Consider the following 19,353-nt stretch of genomic DNA (forward strand, 5'->3'; position numbering starts at 1 on the left):
ATCCCGGCCCGTGTTACACAGCCGTTACCACCCGCGCTGGGGAAGTGTCGCTGTGGATCCTGCCGTTCGCAAACCGCGTCTGACTGCCGCCGCCGGCCTGAGTGCCGCGCTGCTGCTGTGGGTGTCGGCCACGCAGGCGGCAGACGGGCGCAGCAACCAGCAGCGCGCGCGAGGAGTGCAGGTGATCGACCTGATCGACAGCGGCCGTTTCCGCGACGCCGAGGCGCTGCTGGCCACTACACCCGCCGCCACTGACGAGGCGTTCCAGCGCGAGCGCATGCGCCGCATCCGCCTGGATTTCGCCCTCGACGAAAACGCCGCCAAGGACGCCGTACGGCGCGGCATTCCCGATCTGACCGACGAGGAATTTGCGCGCTGGGACCAACTCGGCCTGATCGAGCATCTCGATATCGATGGCGAGCGTTGGTACTTCAAGCGCGCACCCTCGAACCTGTTCCTGCTCAGCGACGAAGCACGCGCGCGTCGCCGCGCGGATGCACCGATGCCGCCTCCGGGCCCCAACGAAGTGCTCAATGCCCACCACGCAGGCGTGGTTGCTGCGGCCGAACAGAGTGGCCAGGCGTCGGTTCTGCCGAAGCGCTATGAATTCACCCAGTCGCTCACGGTGAAAGCCGATGTGGTGCCCGCCAGTGAAACGATCCGCGCGTGGATTCCGTACCCGCGCGAGATCCCCGGCCAGCAGGAGCAGGTGCAATGGCTGGGCAGCACCCCGGGCAAGGCGCGCGTGGCTCCGGCCGATACCCGGCAACGCACCGCCTACCTCGAAGCCAAAGCGGTCGCCGGGCAGCCGACCCGCTTCGAGATCCGCTACGCGGTCACGATTTTCGCCCGGCATACCGCGATCAACCCGGCCGTAGTGCAACCGACCCCGGCCGATCCGGCCCTGAAGCCCTACCTGGCCGAGCAGCTGCCGCATGTGCGTTTCACTCCCGCGCTGAAGCTGTTCTCCGACCAGGTGCTGCAGGGTGAAACGCGCCCGTATGAAGTGGTGCGCAGGCTGTTTGCTGCGGTCGACCGCATTCCCTGGGCTGGTGCGCGCGAGTACTCCACGATCAGCAACATCAGCGATTACGCGCTGCGGGCCGGCCATGCCGACTGCGGGCAGCAGACCCTGCTGCTGATCGCGCTGCTGCGCCTGAACGGTATTCCTGCACGCTGGCAGTCGGGCATGGTGTTCTCCGGCGATGGCAGCGGCTACAACAACCTGCATGACTGGGGGCAGGTCTACCTGGCGCCGTATGGCTGGTTGCCGATGGACGTGACCACCGGCGCACTGGCCAGTGATGTGCCGGTCCTCCGTGACTTCTACCTGGGTGGCCTCGACGGCTACCGCATCGCCTTCAACGACGATTTCGGCCAGCCCTTCGTGCCGGCCAAGCAGCACTTCCGCTCGGAAACGGTCGACTCGCAGCGCGGCGAGGCCGAGTGGGCAGGCGGCAACCTGTACTTCGACCAATGGAGCTACGACTTCCAGTGGCGGGTACTGCCAGCCAGGCAACGCTAGCGCGACACATCGCATTCCACACCATTCAATTCTTGCAGGAGAGAGCAGGGGATGAAGGCTTACAGCATCAAGCGGGCGGCGTTGTGCGTCGCCCTTGGGGCGTGTCTGGGCGTAGTGCTGCCCGGCATCGCAATGGCACAGAACGTGAGCGGCGCAGTTGCCGGCCGTGCAACCGCGGGTGACCAGGTGACCGTGGTCAGCAACAGTACGGGTATGACCCGTACCGTCACCGTCGGCGCCGACGGCAGCTACCGCCTCGGCCAGCTGCCGGTAGGCGACTACCAGCTGCAGCTCAGCCGAGATGGCCAGAAGCTGGGCGATCAGGTTGCTGTCAGTGTGGCGGTAGGCGGTACCACCACGGTCAACCTGGCCAGTGGCGGCGGCGTCACCAATCTTGATGCCCTGCAGGTGGTTGGCACCCGAGTGGTAAACCGCGTGGACGTCTACTCCACCGAGACATCCTTCAACATCAACCGTCAGGAAATCTCGCGGTTGCCGGTGGCGCAGGACCTGTCTGCGGTCGCGCTGATGGCGCCGGGCGTGGTCGGCGGCAACTCGTCATTCGGCGGCCTGTCGTTCGCCGGTTCATCGGTGGCCGAGAATGCGGTCTTCATCAACGGCCTGAATGTCACCGACATGTACACCCGTCGCGGCTTCAGCACCGCGCCGTTCGCCTTCTTCAAGGAATTCCAGGTCAAGACGGGTGGCTACTCGGTCGAGTTCGGTCGCTCCACCGGTGGCGTGATCAATGCCGTGACCCGTTCGGGCAGCAACGAATTCGAGGGCGGCGTCGAAGTCACCGCCGAGCCCAGTGCATGGCGCGCCAGTGGCGGCGACCACTTCCATCGTGATGGAACCCCGCATTCGTATGGCAGCCGCGACAACAACTCGTTCCTGAAGACCAACGTCTGGGGCTCGGGGCCGATCGTCAAGGACAAGCTGTTCCTGTTCGCGATGTACGAAGACCGCAACGACAAGGGACACAACACCTCGTCCGACGGCAGCACTTGGTTCAAGAATGATTCCGGCAACGGCTTCTGGGGCACCAAGCTGGACTGGAACATCAACGACAACCACAGCCTGGCGCTGCTGGCGTTCTCCGACGAGGGAGACGTCACCAATGCCTCCTATGGGTACAACTGGAACGCAGACGAGCTCGGTGCATGGGGCGGTGATTCGGTCACCGAGACGGGGGGACGCAACTGGTCGGCGACCTATACCGGCCACTTCGGGCAGAACTTCACCGCGCGCGCCATGGTCGGCCAGAACAACCAGCGTGCCTTCACCAATTCATCGCTGGATCAGGCCTGCAGCCCGGTGTTCACCGACAGTACCTACGGCCCGCGCCTGGGCAAGCTGCAGGGCCTGCGCGCAGGCTGCCACCCCACGGGCACGGCAGTGGCCGAGCGTGACGATACTCGTGACGTGGCGCGACTGGACTTCGAATGGCAGCTGGGTGACCACCTGCTGCGCTTCGGTGTCGACCGTGAGCTGATGACCACAAAGCAGTCCACCCGCTACCCCGGCCCGACCGAACTGAGCTACACCGCCTACGTGGCGCGACCCGGCGATGAAGTCTGGGATGGTGCCAATGCCTACGTACCGGCTGGCGTTACCGAAATGCTGCGTGCGCGCAACCGCAAATCGGGCGGCACGTTCGAGACTGAAGCCAATGCCTTCTACGTGGAGGACATCTGGAACATCACGCCGAACCTGATGCTCAACCTCGGCGTGCGCTGGGACCGTTTCGAAAACCGCACCGCCGCCGGCAAGGCGTTCATCAAGATGGATGACCTGATCGCACCCCGTGTCGGCTTCTCGTGGGACATGCGTGGTGATGGCAGCACCAAGCTGTTCGGCAACGCCGGCCGCTACTACCTGCCGGTCACCAACAACATCAACGTGAATTTCGCCGGTGGCCTCACTGACGAATACAGCTACTACGTGCTCAACGGCTGGGAGCGGAAAACCTCGCCGACAGGCTCACCGTACATGGCACCGATCGTCGGCCAGCAGATCGGCCCGACCGACACCCGCATGAACACCGGCGGTGCCGATCTGCGCCAGAGTGTGGATCGCGACCTCAAGGCGGTCTACCAGGACGAGTACATCCTGGGCTTCCAGAACATGATCAACCAGGCATGGTCGTGGGGCGTCAACGCCACCTATCGACGGATGACCCGTGCGCTGGACGACATCCGCATCAATTACACCCCGTGCGGCCCGACCCCGAGCACGCTGTGGCCGATCGCCAACCCGGGCGAGAGCCTGACGATCTGGGGTGACAAGAGCATCGGCTGCGCCAACGAGGGCTGGATCACCATCGATACCGCCAACAGCGGCTATCGCAAGGGTGGCAGCGGCGAGGTGATCGGTTACTCCAAGCCCAAGCGCACCTACAAGGCACTGGAGTTCCAGATCGACCGTGCATGGGACGAGAAGTGGATGTTCAACGCGTCCTACCTGTGGTCGAAGAGCGAGGGCAACTTCGAAGGCCCTGTGAATTCCGATACCAACTACGGCGACACGGGCATGGTTCAGTTCTGGGACCATCCGGCCACCAACGAGCGCTATGGCGTGCTGTTCAACGACTTCCGCCACCAGTTCAAGCTGCGTGCCGCTTACGCGCTGAACAAGCAATGGTCGTTCGGAACCACACTGCAGGTGCAGTCCGGTGGTCCGATCACTGCCTACGGCGTGATGTGGCCAAACGATTCCATCGCCGGTGGCAGTACCTCCAGCGAAGGTAGCGGCGGTGGCACCGGCTGGCTGTGCGTGGCCAACTGTTCCGGCCCGTACAACCAGCGGCAGTTCGAGTACAGCCCACGCGGTGCGTTCGGTCGCCTGCCGTGGACCTGGACCATGGGCGCCAATGTGACCTGGCGTTTGCCGGTGGAGGGCATCGACCTCAGTGCACGGCTGTCGGTGTACAACCTGTTCAACAACCAGAAGACCATCAACGTGCACCAGCGCTATGAAGCGCAGCCCGGCCAGTACCGCGAGGCGACGTTCGCCACCGGGACGCGCTGGCAGGCCCCGCGCTACACCCAGCTGGTGGTGACCTGGAACTTCTGAGGCCACGATCCGCGCCGTCCACCGGTGACGGCGCGGGCAATGGAGGGGCTGCGCGCATGTACCACCTGCTGATCGTCGCGGCGGCACTGGCCGCACCGTCCGCTTCGGCGACCGACATCGCCTCCCTCGATGCCGACGTCGCCGCCGTGGTCCAGCACCAGCACCTGCCTGGGCTGGCCATCGCGGTGGTCGACAACGGGCAGGTGGTCTATCGCCACGCCGAGGGTGCGCGCGGCGACGGCGGCCGCATCGACCAGGACACGCTGTTCAAGATCGCCTCCAACAGCAAGGCGATGACCGCCGCGCTGCTGGCGCGGCTGGTGCAGCAGGGCAAGCTGCACTGGGATGATCCTGTGCAGCGGCACTTGCCCAACTTCCGCATGCACGATGCGTGGGTGGGCCAGCAGATGCAGGTGCGTGACCTGTTGATCCACAACAGCGGCCTGGGCCTGGGCGCCGGTGATCTGATGCTGTGGCCGGAGCCGAACACGTTCACCCGCGCCGACATCATCGCCGGGCTGGCGCACCTGAAACCGCTCAGCAGCTTCCGCAGCCGCTACGCCTACGACAACCTGATGTATGTGGTGGCCGGGGAAGTGGCGGCGGCGGCGGGTGGCAAACCGTATGACCAGCTGATGCGCGAGCAGGTGTTCGAACCACTGGGCATGACGCGCTGCCAGGTGGGGGCGTGGTCGGTGAAGCGGGTGGGCAACGTGGCGCAGCCACACGCTTGGCATGGCGACCACAATGCGGTGGTGAACGCCGATGGTGCGATCAGCCCGGATCTGCCCTCGATGGCGGCCGGGGGCATCCGCTGTTCGTTGCGCGACATGACGCGCTGGATGCAGGTGCTGCTCGATCCCGCCCTGGCACCTGGCTGGTTGGACGTTGAGCAGCGCCGTACGCTGTGGACCCTGCACATGCCGATGCCACTGGGCGAGCGCCAGCGGCGCTGGGACAACGCGCATTTCTACGGTTATGGGTATGGCTGGCGCGTGTCGGACATGGACGGGCAGTGGAAGGTGGCGCACACCGGCACGCTGTCGGGCATGTATTCGTCGCTGGCGCTGCTGCCCGACCGCAGGGCGGGCGTGGTGATGCTGATCAACGGTGAAGGCGAGGATGCGCGCACCGCATTGATGCAGGCCGCGCTGAAGCGCTTCACGGCCCCCGATGAGGCGCGTCCGGCGATGGAATACCTGGCCGAACTGAAGACGGACCAGGCCGCTCGTGCGGCAACCGGGCATCAGCGACCTGTGACTTCATCTGCGCAGCGACTCGCGGCTTCCGATCTGCCGCGCTGGCAGGGCCGCTACACCGATCCGTGGCTGGGGCCGGCCTCGCTTTGCCCGGGCAAGGACGGCCTGCGCTTCAGCGTGGACAAGTCGCCCCGGCTGCAGGGGGCTGTGCTGCAGCTGCAGGGGCGCTGGCTGCTGCGCTGGGATACGCTGGGCGAAGACGCGCAGGCGTGGCTGCAGCCGGGTGAGGGCCTGGCACCGACACTGGACCTGCGCGCCATCGATCCGGACATCGACTTCAGCTATGACTTCCAGGACCTGCATTTCACTCGTACTGGCGATTGCCCTGGCGGCGACCACCAGCGCCGCTGAGCCACCGCGCGTTTCACTGGCCACCGACGCGGCCAGCGCCGGGCTGGTGGAGATCCGAACGTTGTCGCCGCGCATCGACCTGGATATCCGCTATGCGGGTGCCAACAACTTCACCGGCGCGCGCGTGCCCGGCTACGAGGCGCCTTCGTGCTACCTGCTGGCGCCGGTGGCGAAGGCGCTGGCCCAGGTGGAGCAGGACCTGCGCGCCGATGGCTTCGGCCTGCGCCTCTACGACTGCTACCGGCCGGTGCGTTCGGTGCAGGCCTTCATGGCCTGGGTGAACGATCCGCGCGAGCTCTCGCGCAAGGCACAGCAGTATCCGGGCCTGGACAAGCCGCGCCTGCTGGCCGACGGCTACATCGCCGAGCGCTCCGGCCACAGCCGCGGTGCCACGGTGGATCTGGGCCTGCTGGATTGCCGCAGCGGTGCATGCACGCCGTTGGACATGGGCACTGACTTCGACTTCTTCGGGCCGCGTGCGCATACGCAGACGAGCGGGCAGAGTGAGAAGCAGCAGGCGAACCGGCGGCAATTGGTGCAGGCAATGGCACGGCGTGGTTTCGTGAACTACCCGCAGGAGTGGTGGCACTACACGCTCCAGCCGGAACCGGATCCCGGTACCGCGTACGACGTTCCGGTACGGTAGGGGTATCGGCAGGGCACCGCCCAGCCTCTGACAGTTTCCCGCGCGGTCCGTTGTAGGGCCGAGCCCATGCTCGGCTGCTCTTTGTTCAATCGTCGAATTATTCGATCTCGATGGAGACTCATCCACGCATGGCGTGGATCTACTGTGGCTGCCGATTGGGTCCGAAGTAGATCCCTTACACTGGCCGCCTCTTCATCCCTGCCCACCCGATGAACCTTCCCCTGCACTTCGGCCTGCTCGGCACCCTGGAAGCGGGCGCCATTGCCCTGCTGGTCGGCCTGCTCGTGTACCTCCTGTGGTCGCAGCTGTGCCGCCTGCTGCGGTGGTCGATGGGGCACGCGATCGGCTGGTCCTGCGTCATCGCCGTGATCATCGCCGCCGGCATCGATGCGTGGAAGCTGTTCTACATGGGCATCGTGCGGCTGGAATCGCCGCTGTACGCGCGCATCTTCCTCGCCACCATCCACGATCCGAACGAACTCGGCAGCCGTGTCGTTCTGGAAATCGCCGGTGCGCTCGCCGGTGTTGCTCTTGCATGGGTGTTGTTCAGTTCGCGGTCATCGGAAAAAACCGTCGACTGACGCAGGTTTTTCGTTGCCTGCCGGTTAAATGCAGAGGCGCTGAATGCGCATCTTATGAGCCACTCACTTCACCCTAACCACCGCGCTAAAGCATGCGTGGAGGCGAGTGGTTAATCGCCTGTGTGCGGGCCGGTCGCGGCGCAAAATCGATTCAGAAACGCGGTGGCAGGGTAGGTGCCGTGCGGAATCAACACGCCGCGCAACACCACCCAATCGGTAGGAGACACCCCTGATGACTATTCGCAACCGCAAGCCCCTGATCGCCCTGATCGTCGCCGCCGGCAGCGTGCTGGCCATCCCGGCGATGGCCCAGTCGGCCAAGCAGCAGGCCGCGCAGGCGCAGAACGAAGCCGCTCAGGCCCAGCAGGCGGCTGCACAGGCCGGCCAGGCCGCCGACCAGGCGACCAATGCGGCCGCAGCGGCATCGGCGCAGGCCAATGGCGGTGGCCAGACCTGGGCCAGCATCGATACCGATGGCAACGGCACCATCAGCAAGACCGAGGCGCAGGTGAACGCCGGCCTGGCCCAGGTGTTCGACCAGGCTGATACCAACAAGGACGGCGAACTGAGCGCCGATGAGTACAAGGCCTACGTGGCCGCCCAGCAGGCTGGTGCGGGTGGCGCAGCGCAGGGTGCGCAGGGCAGGTAAGTCCTGCATCGGGGCGTATGGGAACCCGGGCGGCTTCGGCCGCCCGGGTTTTTTTCGTCACCATGGCCCCTGTATCCTTGGGCGATGAACACCCCCACGCCTGCGCCGTCGCGCGCCATCGGCCTGGTCGGTTTTGACGGTGACGATACGCTGTGGAAGAGCGAGGACTACTACCGCAAGGCCGAGCAGGATTACCTTGACCTGCTGTCGCGCTATGTCGACGTGCATGACACCCAGACCGCCCGCCACCTGCTGGAAGTGCAGCAGCGCCACCTGGGCACCTTCGGCTACGGCGTCAAGAGCATGACCCTGTCGATGATCGAAGCGGCCATCGACATCACCGGCCAGCGCATCGAGGCCAAGGACATCCAGCGCATTCTGGAGATCGGCCACGACACCCTGCGCCACCCGGTCGAGCTGATCGATGGTGTACGCGAAGCGGTGGCGGCCATCGCCGAGCACTACCCGGTGGTGCTGATCACCAAGGGCGACCTGTTCCACCAGGAAGCGAAGATCAAGGTCGCCAACCTGGGCGAGCTGTTCCCGCGCATCGAGATCGTTTCCGAGAAGGACCCGGAGACCTACGCCCGCGTGCTGGCCGAATTCGACCTGCCGATGGAGCGCTTCGTGATGGTCGGCAACTCGCTGCGCTCGGACATCGAGCCGGTGGTGACGCTGGGTGGCTGGGGCGTGCATACCCCGTACGCAGTGACCTGGGCGCACGAGACCCAGCATGGCGTGGCCGACGACGAACCGCGCATGGTCACTGCCAATACCGCCCACGACTGGCCGGCCGCACTGGCGGCGATCGAGGCCAAGGCCGCTGCGGCCTGACAGGGCCCGTCGGCTGCGGCAGAATCGGGGCATGAACCACCGATTGCGCGCGCTGATGTTGTCCCTGCTGCTGGCGCCGGCCACCGTGCTGGCCCAGCAGACGGCTGAGCGTTCGGCCACCTATGAAGTGGACACCGGCGACAGCTGGGTCGATGCCCAGCTGCAGGACATCAACCACTACGCCGAACGCTACCCCGACGCCTTCCTCGACGAAGTGTCGCGCTATGCCGACGTGCCGCGCGGCTACATCAGCGCGCTGTTCACCACCCACGGCTGGCAGGCCGGAGACATCTATTTCGCCTGCTTCTGGGCCAAGGCCAGTGGCCAGACCTGCCGCGACAGCGTGCGTGCCTTCAGCCAGGACCCGGAGGGCGGCTGGGAGGCGGTGGTCAAGCGCATGCCCACCAAGCCGGACAATCTGCACTACCGGGCTGTGCGCCATGCCATCGTGGCCAGCTACCAGCACTGGGACCGGCCGATCACCCTGGATGCCACGCTGAAGCGCCAGTTGAAGCGGTAGTGCCGGCCGCTGGCCGGCAATTGCATCCTTTCCAGGCATCCGGGGTTGCCTGCCAGCGGCCGGCACTACCCTGTCATGTTGCTCTGCGTATCGCCGCCGCCGCGCGCTCCGGCGACAATACGGGTCCGAGCTGTTCCCCGTTCCCGTAATCGAGTGACTGATGAGCGCCTCTTTCGTTTCGCCTGATGTGATCCGCCGCCTGTTCGCGCAGGCCATGTCCCGCATGTACCGCACCGAAGTGCCGCTGTACGGCACGCTGGTGGAACTGGTGGAGCGGATCAACGCGCAGGTGCTTGCCCAGGACCCGGCGCTGGCCGCGCAGCTGCAGCGCAACGACGAGCGTGCGCGGCTGGATGAAGAGCGTCATGGCGCGATCCGCGTCGGTACCGTGCAGGAACTGGCGACGCTGCGCCGCCTGTTCGCAGTGATGGGCATGTACCCCGTCGGCTACTACGACCTGTCGGTGGCCGGCGTGCCGGTGCACTCCACCGCGTTCCGCCCACTCACCGGCGCAGCGCTGGCACAGAATCCGTTCCGCGTGTTCACCTCGCTGCTGCGCCTGGAACTGATCGAAGATGAAGCGCTGCGTGCCGAGTCGGCGAAGATCCTGGCACGCCGCCGCATCTTTACCGACGGCGCACTGGCACTGATCGAGCAGGCCGAGCGTGACGGCGGCCTGTCGCAGGCCGATGCCGAGCGCTTCGTCGATGAAGCACTGGAAACCTTCCGCTGGCATGGTGACGCCACGGTCGACCTGCCGACCTACCGCGCGCTGCACAACGCGCACCGGCTGGTGGCCGACGTGGTCAGCTTCCGTGGCCCGCACATCAACCACCTGACCCCGCGCACGCTGGACATCGACGCTGCACAGGCGGCAATGATCGAGCACGGCATGGCGGCCAAGGCGGTGATTGAAGGCCCGCCGCGCCGTGCCTGCCCGATCCTGCTGCGCCAGACCAGCTTCAAGGCCCTGGAAGAAGCCGTTCATTTCCCGGATGCCGAAGGGGGTGACGCCGGCACCCATACCGCGCGCTTCGGCGAGATCGAACAACGCGGCCTGGCGCTGACCCCGAAGGGCCGCGCGCTGTACGACCAGCTGTTGTCGCAGGCCCGCGACGCCGGTGGTGAAGGCAGCACCGGCGGCGACTACGGCCAGCGCCTGCAGGCGGTGTTCGCCAGCTTCCCGGATGACCATGACACCCTGCGCCAGGAAGGCCTGGGATATTACCGCTACCAGCTGACCGACGCTGGCCGCGCTGCGCCGGAGCGCGTGGCCGATCTGCCCGCTGAAGTGTTGGTAGCCGCCGGCCTGGCCACGGCCGACCCGATCGTCTACGAGGATTTCCTGCCGGTCAGTGCCGCGGGCATCTTCCAGTCGAACCTGGGCGGCGAAGAACAGCGCGCCTATGCCGCGCATGCCAACCGTGAGGCCTTCGAGCAGGCCTTGGGCGTGGCGGTGAACGACGAGTTCGAGATCTACGAGCGGCTGCAGGCCGAATCGCTGGCGGCGCTGCGCGGGTAAACCGCTTGCCGTGGAGCCGAGCGTGGGCTCGGCTCTACAGGGATTCTGCGGAGCGGCCCCTTTGTAGAGCCGGCCGCTGGCCGGCTGTTGGGGAAGCCGGCCAGCGGCCGGCTCTACCCGACGTCCGTAGCGGGCCTCAGCCCTTCATCGTGCCGGTATCCAGCCAGCGCTGGTGCCACGACAACGCTTCCGGCAGCAGGTGCGGGGTGTGCTTGCCGTAGCTCTCGCGGCTGGCACGGTCGAAGTAATCCTGCAGCTGCGGGCGGAAGTCCGGGTGGGCGCAGTTGTCGATCAGCACCTGCGCGCGCTTGCGCGGGGTCAGGCCGCGCAGATCGGCCAGGCCCTGTTCGGTGACGATCACCGACACATCGTGCTCGGTGTGGTCGACATGGCTGGCCATCGGCACGATCGCCGAGATGGTGCCGTTCTTGGCGGTGGACGGGCTCAGGAACGCCGACAGGAAACCGTTGCGGGCAAAGTCACCGGAACCGCCGATGCCGTTCATGATCCGCGTGCCCATCACGTGCGTCGAATTGACGTTGCCGTAGATGTCCACCTCGATCATGCCGTTCATGCCGATGCAGCCCAGGCGGCGCACCAGTTCCGGGTGGTTGGAGATTTCCTGCGTGCGCATGATGATGCGCTCGCGGTAGAAATCGATGTTCTCCTTGAACGTCTCATTCGCCTGCGGGCTCAGCGCGAAGCCGGTGCACGAGGCGTAGCTCAGCACGCCGTCGCGCAGCAGGTCGAGCATGCCGTCCTGGATCACTTCGGTGAACGCGGCCAGGTCGCGGAAACCGCTCTTGGCCAGGCCAGCCAGCACGGCGTTGGGGATGTTGCCCACGCCCGACTGCAACGGCAGCAGGTTCGGCGGCAGGCGGCCCTTCTTCACCTCGTGCTTGAGGAACTCGATCAGGTGCGAGGCGATCTGTTCGCTGGTCGCATCGATCGGGCTGAACGGGCTGTTGCGGTCCGGCCCGTTGGTACGCACCACGGCCACGATCTTGTCCGGGTCGCAGCGCAGCGCGGTATCGCCGATGCGGTCGTTGGCGTTCACCAGCGGAATCGGCTTGCGGTGCGGCGGCAGCGCGGTGCCGTAGTAGATGTCATGCATGCCGTCGACGCCGGCCGGCTGCCATTCGTTGACCTCGACGATCACCTTCCTGGCCAGGTCCAGCCAGGTCTTGTTGTTGCCGACCGAGGTGGACGGCACCAGCGAACCATCTTCGCGGATGGCCGAGACTTCGATGACGGCGGTATCGATCTCGCCATAGAAGCCGAACCACACGTGCTGGGCGACGTGGCTGAGGTGGATGTCGATGTAATCCAGCTTGCCCTCGTTGATGCGGTTGCGCGCATCCGGGTCGCTCTGGAACGGCATGCGCATGGCGATGCCATCGGCCTTGGCCAGCGCGCCATCGAGTTCCGGCGCGGTCGAGGCGCCGGTCATCAGCTTGATCTGGAAGGGATTGCCCTGGGCATGCACCGCTTCGATGCGGCGGGCCAGTTCGACGGGAACGGCCTTGGGATACCCGGAGCCGGTAAAGCCGCTCATGGCCACGGTTTCACCGGGCTGGATCAGCGCGGCTGCGGCCTCGGCGGAGACCACGCGGTCACGGAGACGCGCGTTGGCGATGCGATCAACAGACATGACGACAGTGTTTCTGGGGGGAATCCCGATTATCGGCCATCCTCATCCGTACGGGGGGTTCTACCTTCGTGGAATGGCTTTTCCCCCAGTGGCTCACCCATACCCACCGGTTCTGTTTTGCAGTGCAGCGTGCAAAGTGCTTTCGCAGCCCGCACGATGGCCCTGCATCCCGACGTGGGGGAGGGAGCAGAGCCCGCTGGCAGTTCGCTGCAAGCGGGCTTTTTTATTGCCTGTGGCCCAGTGTGAATACGCGGCCTCCATTATCGGTAGTGCCGGCCGCTGGCCGGCAACTGCAGCAACCTTCGGCAGAATCATGGGATCTGCCGGCCAGCGGCCGGCACTACCGGGTCCGTCGCGTCCCGACCGGGTCGATACAATCCGCCCATGACCCTCGCCCCCGCTGACCTGCCCGCCCCGCTGCAGCCCCTTGTCGACCGCGCCCTGGCGCGCCTGGCCCAGGTCCTGCCCGAGCCCGTTCCTGCCGAGCTGCTGCCGCTGCTGACCCGACTGGCGGTGGCCAGCGACTTCGCGCTGGACACCCTGGTGCGGCAACCGGCGCTGCTGGCGCAGCTGGCTACCCCCGGCTGCCCGCCGATCCCGCCACCGGTGCTCGATCCGCTGCAGCCCAGCGACTGGCCGGCGCAGATCCGGCGCTGGCGTACTGCCATGTCGACGCGGCTGATCTGGCGCGACCTGACCGGTCTGGACGACGTGGCACAGACCCTGGCTGGCGCCACCACCCTGGCCGAGGACTGCCTGCGGCTGGCGCTGGACGCGCTGCAGCAGGAATTCGCCCAGCGGCACGGTGTGGTCCGCGATGGCGAAGGCGCCGCGCAGCAGCTGGTGGTGTTCGGCCTCGGCAAGCTCGGCGGCGGCGAGCTCAACTTCAGTTCCGATATCGACCTGGTCTACGCCTATCCGCACGGCGGCGAATCCGACGGCCCGCGCGCGCTGGCCGCCGAAGAGTATTTCGCCCGCCTCGGCCAGCGCCTGGCCAAGCTGCTGGACGAAACCACCGTCGATGGCTTCAGCCACCGCGTCGACCTGCGCCTGCGCCCGTTCGGCAGCGCCGGCCGCGTCGCGCTGTCGTTCGCGGCGATGGACCAGTATTTCCAGCGCGAAGGCCGCGACTGGGAGCGCTATGCGTGGCTGAAGGCGCGCGCGGTCGCCGGTGATATCGAGGCCGGCGAAGCGTGGCTGCAGACCCTGCGCCCGTTCGTGTACCGCCGCTACCTGGACTTCACTGCGCTCGATGGCCTGCGCGAGATGAAGGCGGCGATCACCGCCGAAGTCGCGCGCCGCGAGCTGCACGAAGACATCAAGCGCGGCGCCGGTGGCATCCGCGAGATCGAGTTCCTGTGCCAGGCGCTGCAGCTGATCCGCGGTGGCCGCGAACCTGCGCTGCGCGAGCGCCGCCTGCTGGTGGCGCTGGACGCGCTGGTGGCTGCGGGGCAGATCGCGCCCGAGGACGGCAGTGCGCTGCGCGAGGCCTACCTGTTCCTGCGCCGCCTGGAGAACCGCCTGCAGATGCTGCGCGATGCGCAGACCCACGTGCTGCCCAGCGATGCACTGGACCGCGAGCGCATCGCCGTCGGCCTCGGCTACCCGGACTGGGACGTGTTGCGCGCGGCGCTGGCCGAACAGCAGCAGCGGGTCAGTACCGAATTCGCCGCGCTGCTGGCACCGCGCAAGGGCCAGGCCGCGCCCGACGCGCTGGCCAATTACTGGCGCAGCCTGCCCGAGGCCAGCAACGCGCCGTTGCTGGCCGAAGCCGGTTTCCTCGATGCCAATGGCGCCGACCAGTCATTGCGTGACTTCGCGCAGGGCACCGGCGTGAAGTCATTATCCGATGCGGCGCGTGCGCGGCTGGATCGCGTACTGCCCGCGTTGCTGCATGCGGCCACGCGTTCGCCGCAACCCGACGCCGCGCTCAGGCGCGTGCTTGGCCTGCTGCAGGCGGTGCTGCGCCGGACCAGCTATCTCGCGTTGCTGGACGAACAACCGAGCGCGTTGGCGCGTCTGGTCGATGTGCTGGCGCGCAGCGCGCTGCTGGCCGAGCGGCTGGCCGCGTACCCGCTGCTGCTGGACGAACTGCTGGACGTGCGCGTGTCCGGGCCGATGCCCGATGCGGCCGGTATGCTGGCCGAGTGCCAGCAGGTGCTGGCGGTGGAAGATCCCGAATCCGCACTGCGCTGGCTCAATGAGACGCGGCTGGCGCTCAGCTTCCGCATGGCGATGGCCACGCTGGATGGCCGCCAGGGTGCGGTGGACAGCACGCGGCAACTGGCCGAGCTGGCGCAGGCGGTGGTCACCACCGTGCTGGCGATGGCCGAGGCGGACATGCGCGCCGCGCACGGCGGGATTCCCGGTGGACGTTTCGCGATCATCGGCTACGGCAGCCTCGGCGGGCTTGAGCTGGGCTTCGGTTCCGACCTGGACCTGGTGTTCCTGCACGACCATCCGGCTGGCGTGGAGGCCAGCGACGGCGCACGTCCGCTGGAACCGGGGCGCTGGTATGCACGACTGGCACAGAAGGTGATGGCGCTGCTTGGTGCGGTCACCGCCGCCGGGCGCCTGTACGACATCGACGTGCGCCTGCGCCCGGACGGTGGCAAGGGTTCGCTGGTGTCTTCGTTGGCCAGCTACACCGAATACCAGCGCGAACGCGCGTGGACCTGGGAACACCAGGCCCTGGTGCGCGCACGCGGTGTGGCCGGTGATGCCAGCCTGCTGGCCGATTTCGAACAGGTGCGTGCACAGACGCTGGGCCGCGAGCGCGATGCCGGTGTGCTGTATGCCGATGTGCTGAAGATGCGCGGCCGCATGCGCACTGAACTGGACCGCAGCGATGCCGCGCGGCTGGACCTGAAACAAGGTGCCGGTGGCGTGGTGGACCTGGAGTTCCTGCTGCAGACCGGCGTGCTGGCGCTTAGTGCGCAGCATCCCGTGCTGCTGCAGCCACGCGACACGCCGTCGCTGATCGATGCGTTGGCGGTTGCCGGTTTCCTTCCGGAAGACACTGCGCAAGCACTGCATGGCGCGCATGCCACGCTGCTGGATGTCGGCCTGGCCTGCACGCTGGACCGGCGCCCGCGACTGGCACCGACCACGCCCGCGATTGACGACGCGTGTGCCGCGATTACGGCAGCGTGCAGAGCGGCAGAGTTGCCGTTCGCCTGAGTGCCGGATGGCGGAGGACTGCAGTTGGTAGATGCCAACCTTGGTTGGCATGAATGCCAAGCGCCAACCAAGGTTGACGACTACCGGCTCGATGGCCCTTCGATGGCCCGCCGTTGGTAGATGCCAACCTTGGTTGGCATGAATGCCAAGCGCCAACCAAGGTTGGCGACTACCGGCTCAATGGCCCTGCGATGGCCCGCTCCTGGTAGGTGCCGACCGTTGGTCGGCACAATCTGTCGGCAGCGATGAGTTCTGCAGGGCGTGCCGACCAACGGTCGGCACCCACCGGCTCGATGGCCCTTCGATGGCCCGCCGTTGGTAGATGCCAACCTTGGTTGGCATGAATGCCAAGCGCCAACCAAGGTTGACGACTACCGGATCAATGGCCCTGCGATGGCCCGCTCCTGGTAGGTGCCGACCGTTGGTCGGCACAATCTGTCGGCAGCGATGAGTTCTGCAGGGCGTGCCGACCAACGGTCGGCACCTACCAGCTCGATGGCCCTTCGATGGCCCGCCGTTGGTAGATGCCAACCTTGGTTGGCATGAGTGCCAAGCGCCAACCAAGGTTGGCGACTACCGGCTCAATGGCCCTGCGATGGCCCGCTCCTGGTAGGTGCCGACCGTTGGTCGGCACAATCTGTCGGCAGCGATGAGTTCTGCAGGGCGTGCCGACCAACGGTCGGCACCTACCAGAGCGTGTGCGGTCAGCTGGTCGCGCGCAGCGGCGCCATCTTCCACAGCAGCGCGCGGAATGGGGCCAGCAGGCACACGCCGATCGCCAGCTTCACCGCCAGGTCCCCGGCCGCCCAGCTCACCCACGGCAGGGTGGAACCGGCAAATGCGATCGACCAGAAAATCGTGGTATCCACCGTCGCGCTGCAGGTCGTGGCCACCATCGGTGCGCGCCACCAGCTGCCACGGCGCAGGCGGTCGAACACGGTGATGTCCAGCAACTGCGCCACGATGAAGGCCGAGCACGAGGCAACGGCGATGCGCGGCGTCGCCACCCAGATCGACAACAGCACCGCCACCGCGAAGCCGATCCACGCTACGCGGCGCGCCGGGCCCGGGCCGAAGCGGCGGTTGATCAGGTTGCTGACCAGGAACGCGACCGGATAACTGAAGGCCCCCCAGGTCAGCCAGTCGTTGATCGGGTACTGCACCAGCACGTTGGACAGCAGCACCACCGCGCCCATCGCCAATACCGCCAGCACCAGGGCGCGGGCGGTCAGCGGGGCAAACACAGGGGCAGGACGCACGGACATCGCGAGCCAGGGGGGACAAAGGGGATCGCGCATTATCCGCCCGGCCCGCGGCAAAGCCAAAACCGCTTGTTCAGCTTTACAGCGCTTCGCTCATCACATCGCCCGCGGCATAGGCGGTGGGGACGTAAGCCAGCGCCTGGCCCTGTGCGCTCTTCACGGTCCAGCCGGCACCGGCCTCGGTGGGGTCGAAATGCACCTGCTGGCCGACCACGAAGGCCGCCGTCTGGTCTTCATGCACGCGCGCCGGCCAGCGCAGGGTGGCGGTCTGATCGGCCTTGTCGGGCACCTGCAGCTGCACCTGGCGCTCGCCCGCCGCCGTGGTCTCCACCTTTTTCACTTCCATCGGTGGCAGCGGCACCGCCTTGGTGCGGGCAACCCTGCCATTGCGTTCGCTGGCCTTGAACGGCGCCTTGGACAGTTCGGACAGGCCCGCCGACGCAGCGAGCGGCACCGAGACCACGATCAGCGAGGTGATCAGCACGCTGGCTTCGCTGCTGTTCAACTCCGGCGCGGCACCGGCATGGACGGTGGGCACCAGCAGCGCGGAGAGCAGCAGGGCAGAAGCGGGAACGCGCAGGCAACGGAACATGGAGACCTCCTGGTCAGCGTGGGGACGGCGGCTCAGCGCCGGGTATCGAAGATATCGCGCGGGCCGGTGGCTTCGGGCAGGTATTCCAGCGGGCGGCCCTGGTTGTCCTTCAGCTGCCAGCCCTGGTCGTTGCCGGTCGGCTCGAAATTCACGGTCTGGCCTACGGTGAACTGCACGGCCGGGTCGCCGATGCCGCGCGGATACTGCATCGATGCGGTGTTCTGCGGATCGTTGGCATCACGCAGCAGCACTTCGCGGCGGCCATCGACGGTGGTGGCGATGGCACTCACCTCCATCTGCGGCAGCTTGATCTGCTGCGGGCGGGCCAGCGGCCGGCCGGCGTCGGCCGCGTCCTGGGCTTCCTTCGCTGCTGCGGCGCGGGCCGAGGCCACCATCTGCGTGGACATTTCCAGGCTCGGTCCCTGCGGGCCCGGGTCATGGATGATCACGATGCGGCGTTCGGCGTGGGCGGCCGTCGACCAGGCCAGGCCGGTGACGATCACCATCGACAACACAGAGGCAAGCAGCGGACGCATGTCGTTCTCCTAGCGGAATTCAGGGGGCGGCGGCAGTGGCACCGGCCACCGGTACATGGGGGATCACCAGTTCCTGCTGCAGCTGGCTGCGCTGGTGCAGGAAGTCGAACACCGATTCCACCGTCACCACCGAATAGTTGCCGGAGATGCGTTCGCCGGCCGGATGGTCGGTGGTGGTGGCGTTGGCCACGAACAGGCGCGCACCCACGCGCTTGCCGAGGCCGATATGCAGCACGCTGGGCTGGTACTTCTGCTGGCGCAGCCACTGCTGTGCCTGTTCGCGCTTGACGATGGCCGGCGCGCCTTCGGCCTGCGCCATCGCCGCCGCCAGCACTTCCAGCACCCACTGGTTGGAGTTCTGATAGTCGGTGACGAACGGGTAGGCGACCACGTTGTACTTCGCTTCGTGCAGCGCCTTGGGCTGGATCGAGGGCGGCACCAGCATCGCGCGCAGCGCCGCACGCAACGGCGCCGACGGCACGCCGATGCGCAGGTCGGTATGGCCGCCGCTCTCGCCGACGAAGTTGCCCAGGCCCTCGTGGTACAGCTGCGAGCGGTCAGTCTTGCAGCGGTTGAGCAGGTGCATCGCGCGCCAGCGGCCGTCGTCCTCGCGCAGCAGGAACGCCAGGTGGCTGTGGCGCAGGCCGTAGCGGCTCAGGTCCTGGCCACCGCGCGCGACCACCGCCACGTCCACCTCGGGCAGCGCGTCCAGGCGTTCGGCGGTGGTCCAGGCCACATCCAGCATCGCCGCCTGCGAGGCCACGCTCGGGTAGCGCTCGCGGCAGGCGGTGCTGTCGGCCCAGGCCGGTGCGGTCGCCAGCAGGCTGGCGATCAGCAGCGCGGCGCGGCGCAGGCGGGAAAAACGATCCATGTCGGTACCTTCAACGGCGGGCAGGCCCGCGCGCCGATCATACGCTGCTCAGCGCAGCGGGCGATCGACGCCCTTGCGCTGGAGTTCCCTGTCGCAGGCATCGCTGATCGGCGCGATCGGCAGCGGCGGGCGCTCGCCCGTCTTCGGATCGCGCAGCGCCGGCTGTTCGCGGTACGCGTCCAGCTGCTGCTGGCATTGATAGGAGATCGGGTCCAGCTCGGTGGGCGCGGTCGAACACGCGGCGAGCAGGGCCAGAGGCAGCAGGAGCAGGGTACGCATGAAGACGTTCAGCGTGATGG

Annotated in this window: 16 protein-coding genes; 10 read left to right on the forward strand and 6 right to left on the reverse strand. The window is 66.9% G+C overall.

From position 1 onward, the window contains the following. The first annotated feature begins 52 nt into the window (after positions 1-52). From ACZ75I_RS01850 to hglS, 9 genes are all read left to right on the forward strand, one after another. Positions 53-1,525, forward strand: coding sequence for a transglutaminase-like domain-containing protein (locus tag ACZ75I_RS01850; protein WP_472958609.1), 1,473 nt, complete (start codon positions 53-55; stop codon positions 1,523-1,525). Positions 1,526-1,576: 51 nt separating this feature from the next. Continuing rightward, positions 1,577-4,600, forward strand: coding sequence for a TonB-dependent receptor (locus ACZ75I_RS01855; protein ID WP_472958610.1), 3,024 nt, complete (start codon positions 1,577-1,579; stop codon positions 4,598-4,600). Between the two features lie 56 nt (positions 4,601-4,656). Next, positions 4,657-6,210: a serine hydrolase domain-containing protein gene (locus tag ACZ75I_RS01860; RefSeq protein WP_472958611.1), complete on the forward strand. Its 1,554-nt coding sequence runs from the start codon at positions 4,657-4,659 to the stop codon at positions 6,208-6,210. Next, positions 6,143-6,856: a M15 family metallopeptidase gene (locus tag ACZ75I_RS01865; protein WP_346476669.1), complete on the forward strand. Its 714-nt coding sequence runs from the start codon at positions 6,143-6,145 to the stop codon at positions 6,854-6,856. The genes ACZ75I_RS01860 and ACZ75I_RS01865 overlap by 68 nt, the downstream gene beginning before the upstream one ends. A 209-nt stretch (positions 6,857-7,065) precedes the next feature. After that, positions 7,066-7,437: a hypothetical protein gene (locus ACZ75I_RS01870; RefSeq protein ID WP_049413267.1), complete on the forward strand. Its 372-nt coding sequence runs from the start codon at positions 7,066-7,068 to the stop codon at positions 7,435-7,437. Between the two features lie 232 nt (positions 7,438-7,669). Then, a complete protein-coding gene (locus tag ACZ75I_RS01875; protein WP_019662197.1) occupies positions 7,670-8,086 on the forward strand; it encodes an EF-hand domain-containing protein in 417 nt (138 codons plus the stop codon). An 84-nt stretch (positions 8,087-8,170) separates the two neighbouring features. Then, positions 8,171-8,920 (forward strand): HAD family hydrolase, encoded by a 750-nt coding sequence (locus ACZ75I_RS01880; RefSeq protein WP_346476668.1) that lies wholly within the window; start codon positions 8,171-8,173, stop codon positions 8,918-8,920. Between the two features lie 31 nt (positions 8,921-8,951). After that, a complete protein-coding gene (locus ACZ75I_RS01885) occupies positions 8,952-9,440 on the forward strand; it encodes a hypothetical protein (protein WP_061478564.1) in 489 nt (162 codons plus the stop codon). A gap of 160 nt (positions 9,441-9,600) precedes the next feature. Further along, positions 9,601-10,962 carry a 2-oxoadipate dioxygenase/decarboxylase HglS gene (hglS, locus tag ACZ75I_RS01890; RefSeq protein WP_180869204.1) on the forward strand — a complete coding sequence of 454 codons (1,362 nt, stop codon included), beginning with the start codon at positions 9,601-9,603 and terminating at the stop codon, positions 10,960-10,962. A gap of 136 nt (positions 10,963-11,098) precedes the next feature. On the opposite strand, the gene ACZ75I_RS01895 is transcribed toward hglS, so the two are convergent. Next, a complete protein-coding gene (locus tag ACZ75I_RS01895; RefSeq protein WP_021202957.1) occupies positions 11,099-12,613 on the reverse strand; it encodes an acetyl-CoA hydrolase/transferase family protein in 1,515 nt (504 codons plus the stop codon). 384 nt (positions 12,614-12,997) lie between these two features. Here ACZ75I_RS01895 and glnE point away from each other — a divergent pair, with 384 nt between their 5' ends. Continuing rightward, on the forward strand, positions 12,998-15,793 hold the full coding sequence (gene glnE, locus ACZ75I_RS01900) for a bifunctional [glutamate--ammonia ligase]-adenylyl-L-tyrosine phosphorylase/[glutamate--ammonia-ligase] adenylyltransferase (protein WP_472958612.1): 2,796 nt from the start codon (positions 12,998-13,000) through the stop codon (positions 15,791-15,793). A gap of 704 nt (positions 15,794-16,497) precedes the next feature. On the opposite strand, the gene ACZ75I_RS01905 is transcribed toward glnE, so the two are convergent. The 5 genes from ACZ75I_RS01905 to ACZ75I_RS01925 form a co-directional block, all read right to left on the reverse strand. Further along, a complete protein-coding gene (locus ACZ75I_RS01905) occupies positions 16,498-17,058 on the reverse strand; it encodes a queuosine precursor transporter (RefSeq protein WP_005415040.1) in 561 nt (186 codons plus the stop codon). Between the two features lie 76 nt (positions 17,059-17,134). Next, a complete protein-coding gene (locus ACZ75I_RS01910) occupies positions 17,135-17,647 on the reverse strand; it encodes a hypothetical protein (protein ID WP_072169048.1) in 513 nt (170 codons plus the stop codon). Positions 17,648-17,679: 32 nt separating this feature from the next. Then, positions 17,680-18,183, reverse strand: a complete 504-nt coding sequence (locus ACZ75I_RS01915; protein WP_072169049.1) for a hypothetical protein — start codon at positions 18,181-18,183, stop codon at positions 17,680-17,682. 19 nt (positions 18,184-18,202) lie between these two features. Further along, on the reverse strand, positions 18,203-19,054 hold the full coding sequence (locus ACZ75I_RS01920; protein WP_472958613.1) for a DUF2145 domain-containing protein: 852 nt from the start codon (positions 19,052-19,054) through the stop codon (positions 18,203-18,205). A 48-nt stretch (positions 19,055-19,102) separates the two neighbouring features. Further along, positions 19,103-19,333 carry a hypothetical protein gene (locus ACZ75I_RS01925; protein WP_005415044.1) on the reverse strand — a complete coding sequence of 77 codons (231 nt, stop codon included), beginning with the start codon at positions 19,331-19,333 and terminating at the stop codon, positions 19,103-19,105. Positions 19,334-19,353 lie beyond the last annotated feature (20 nt).

The sequence above is a fragment of the Stenotrophomonas sp. X genome (assembly GCF_055721025.1).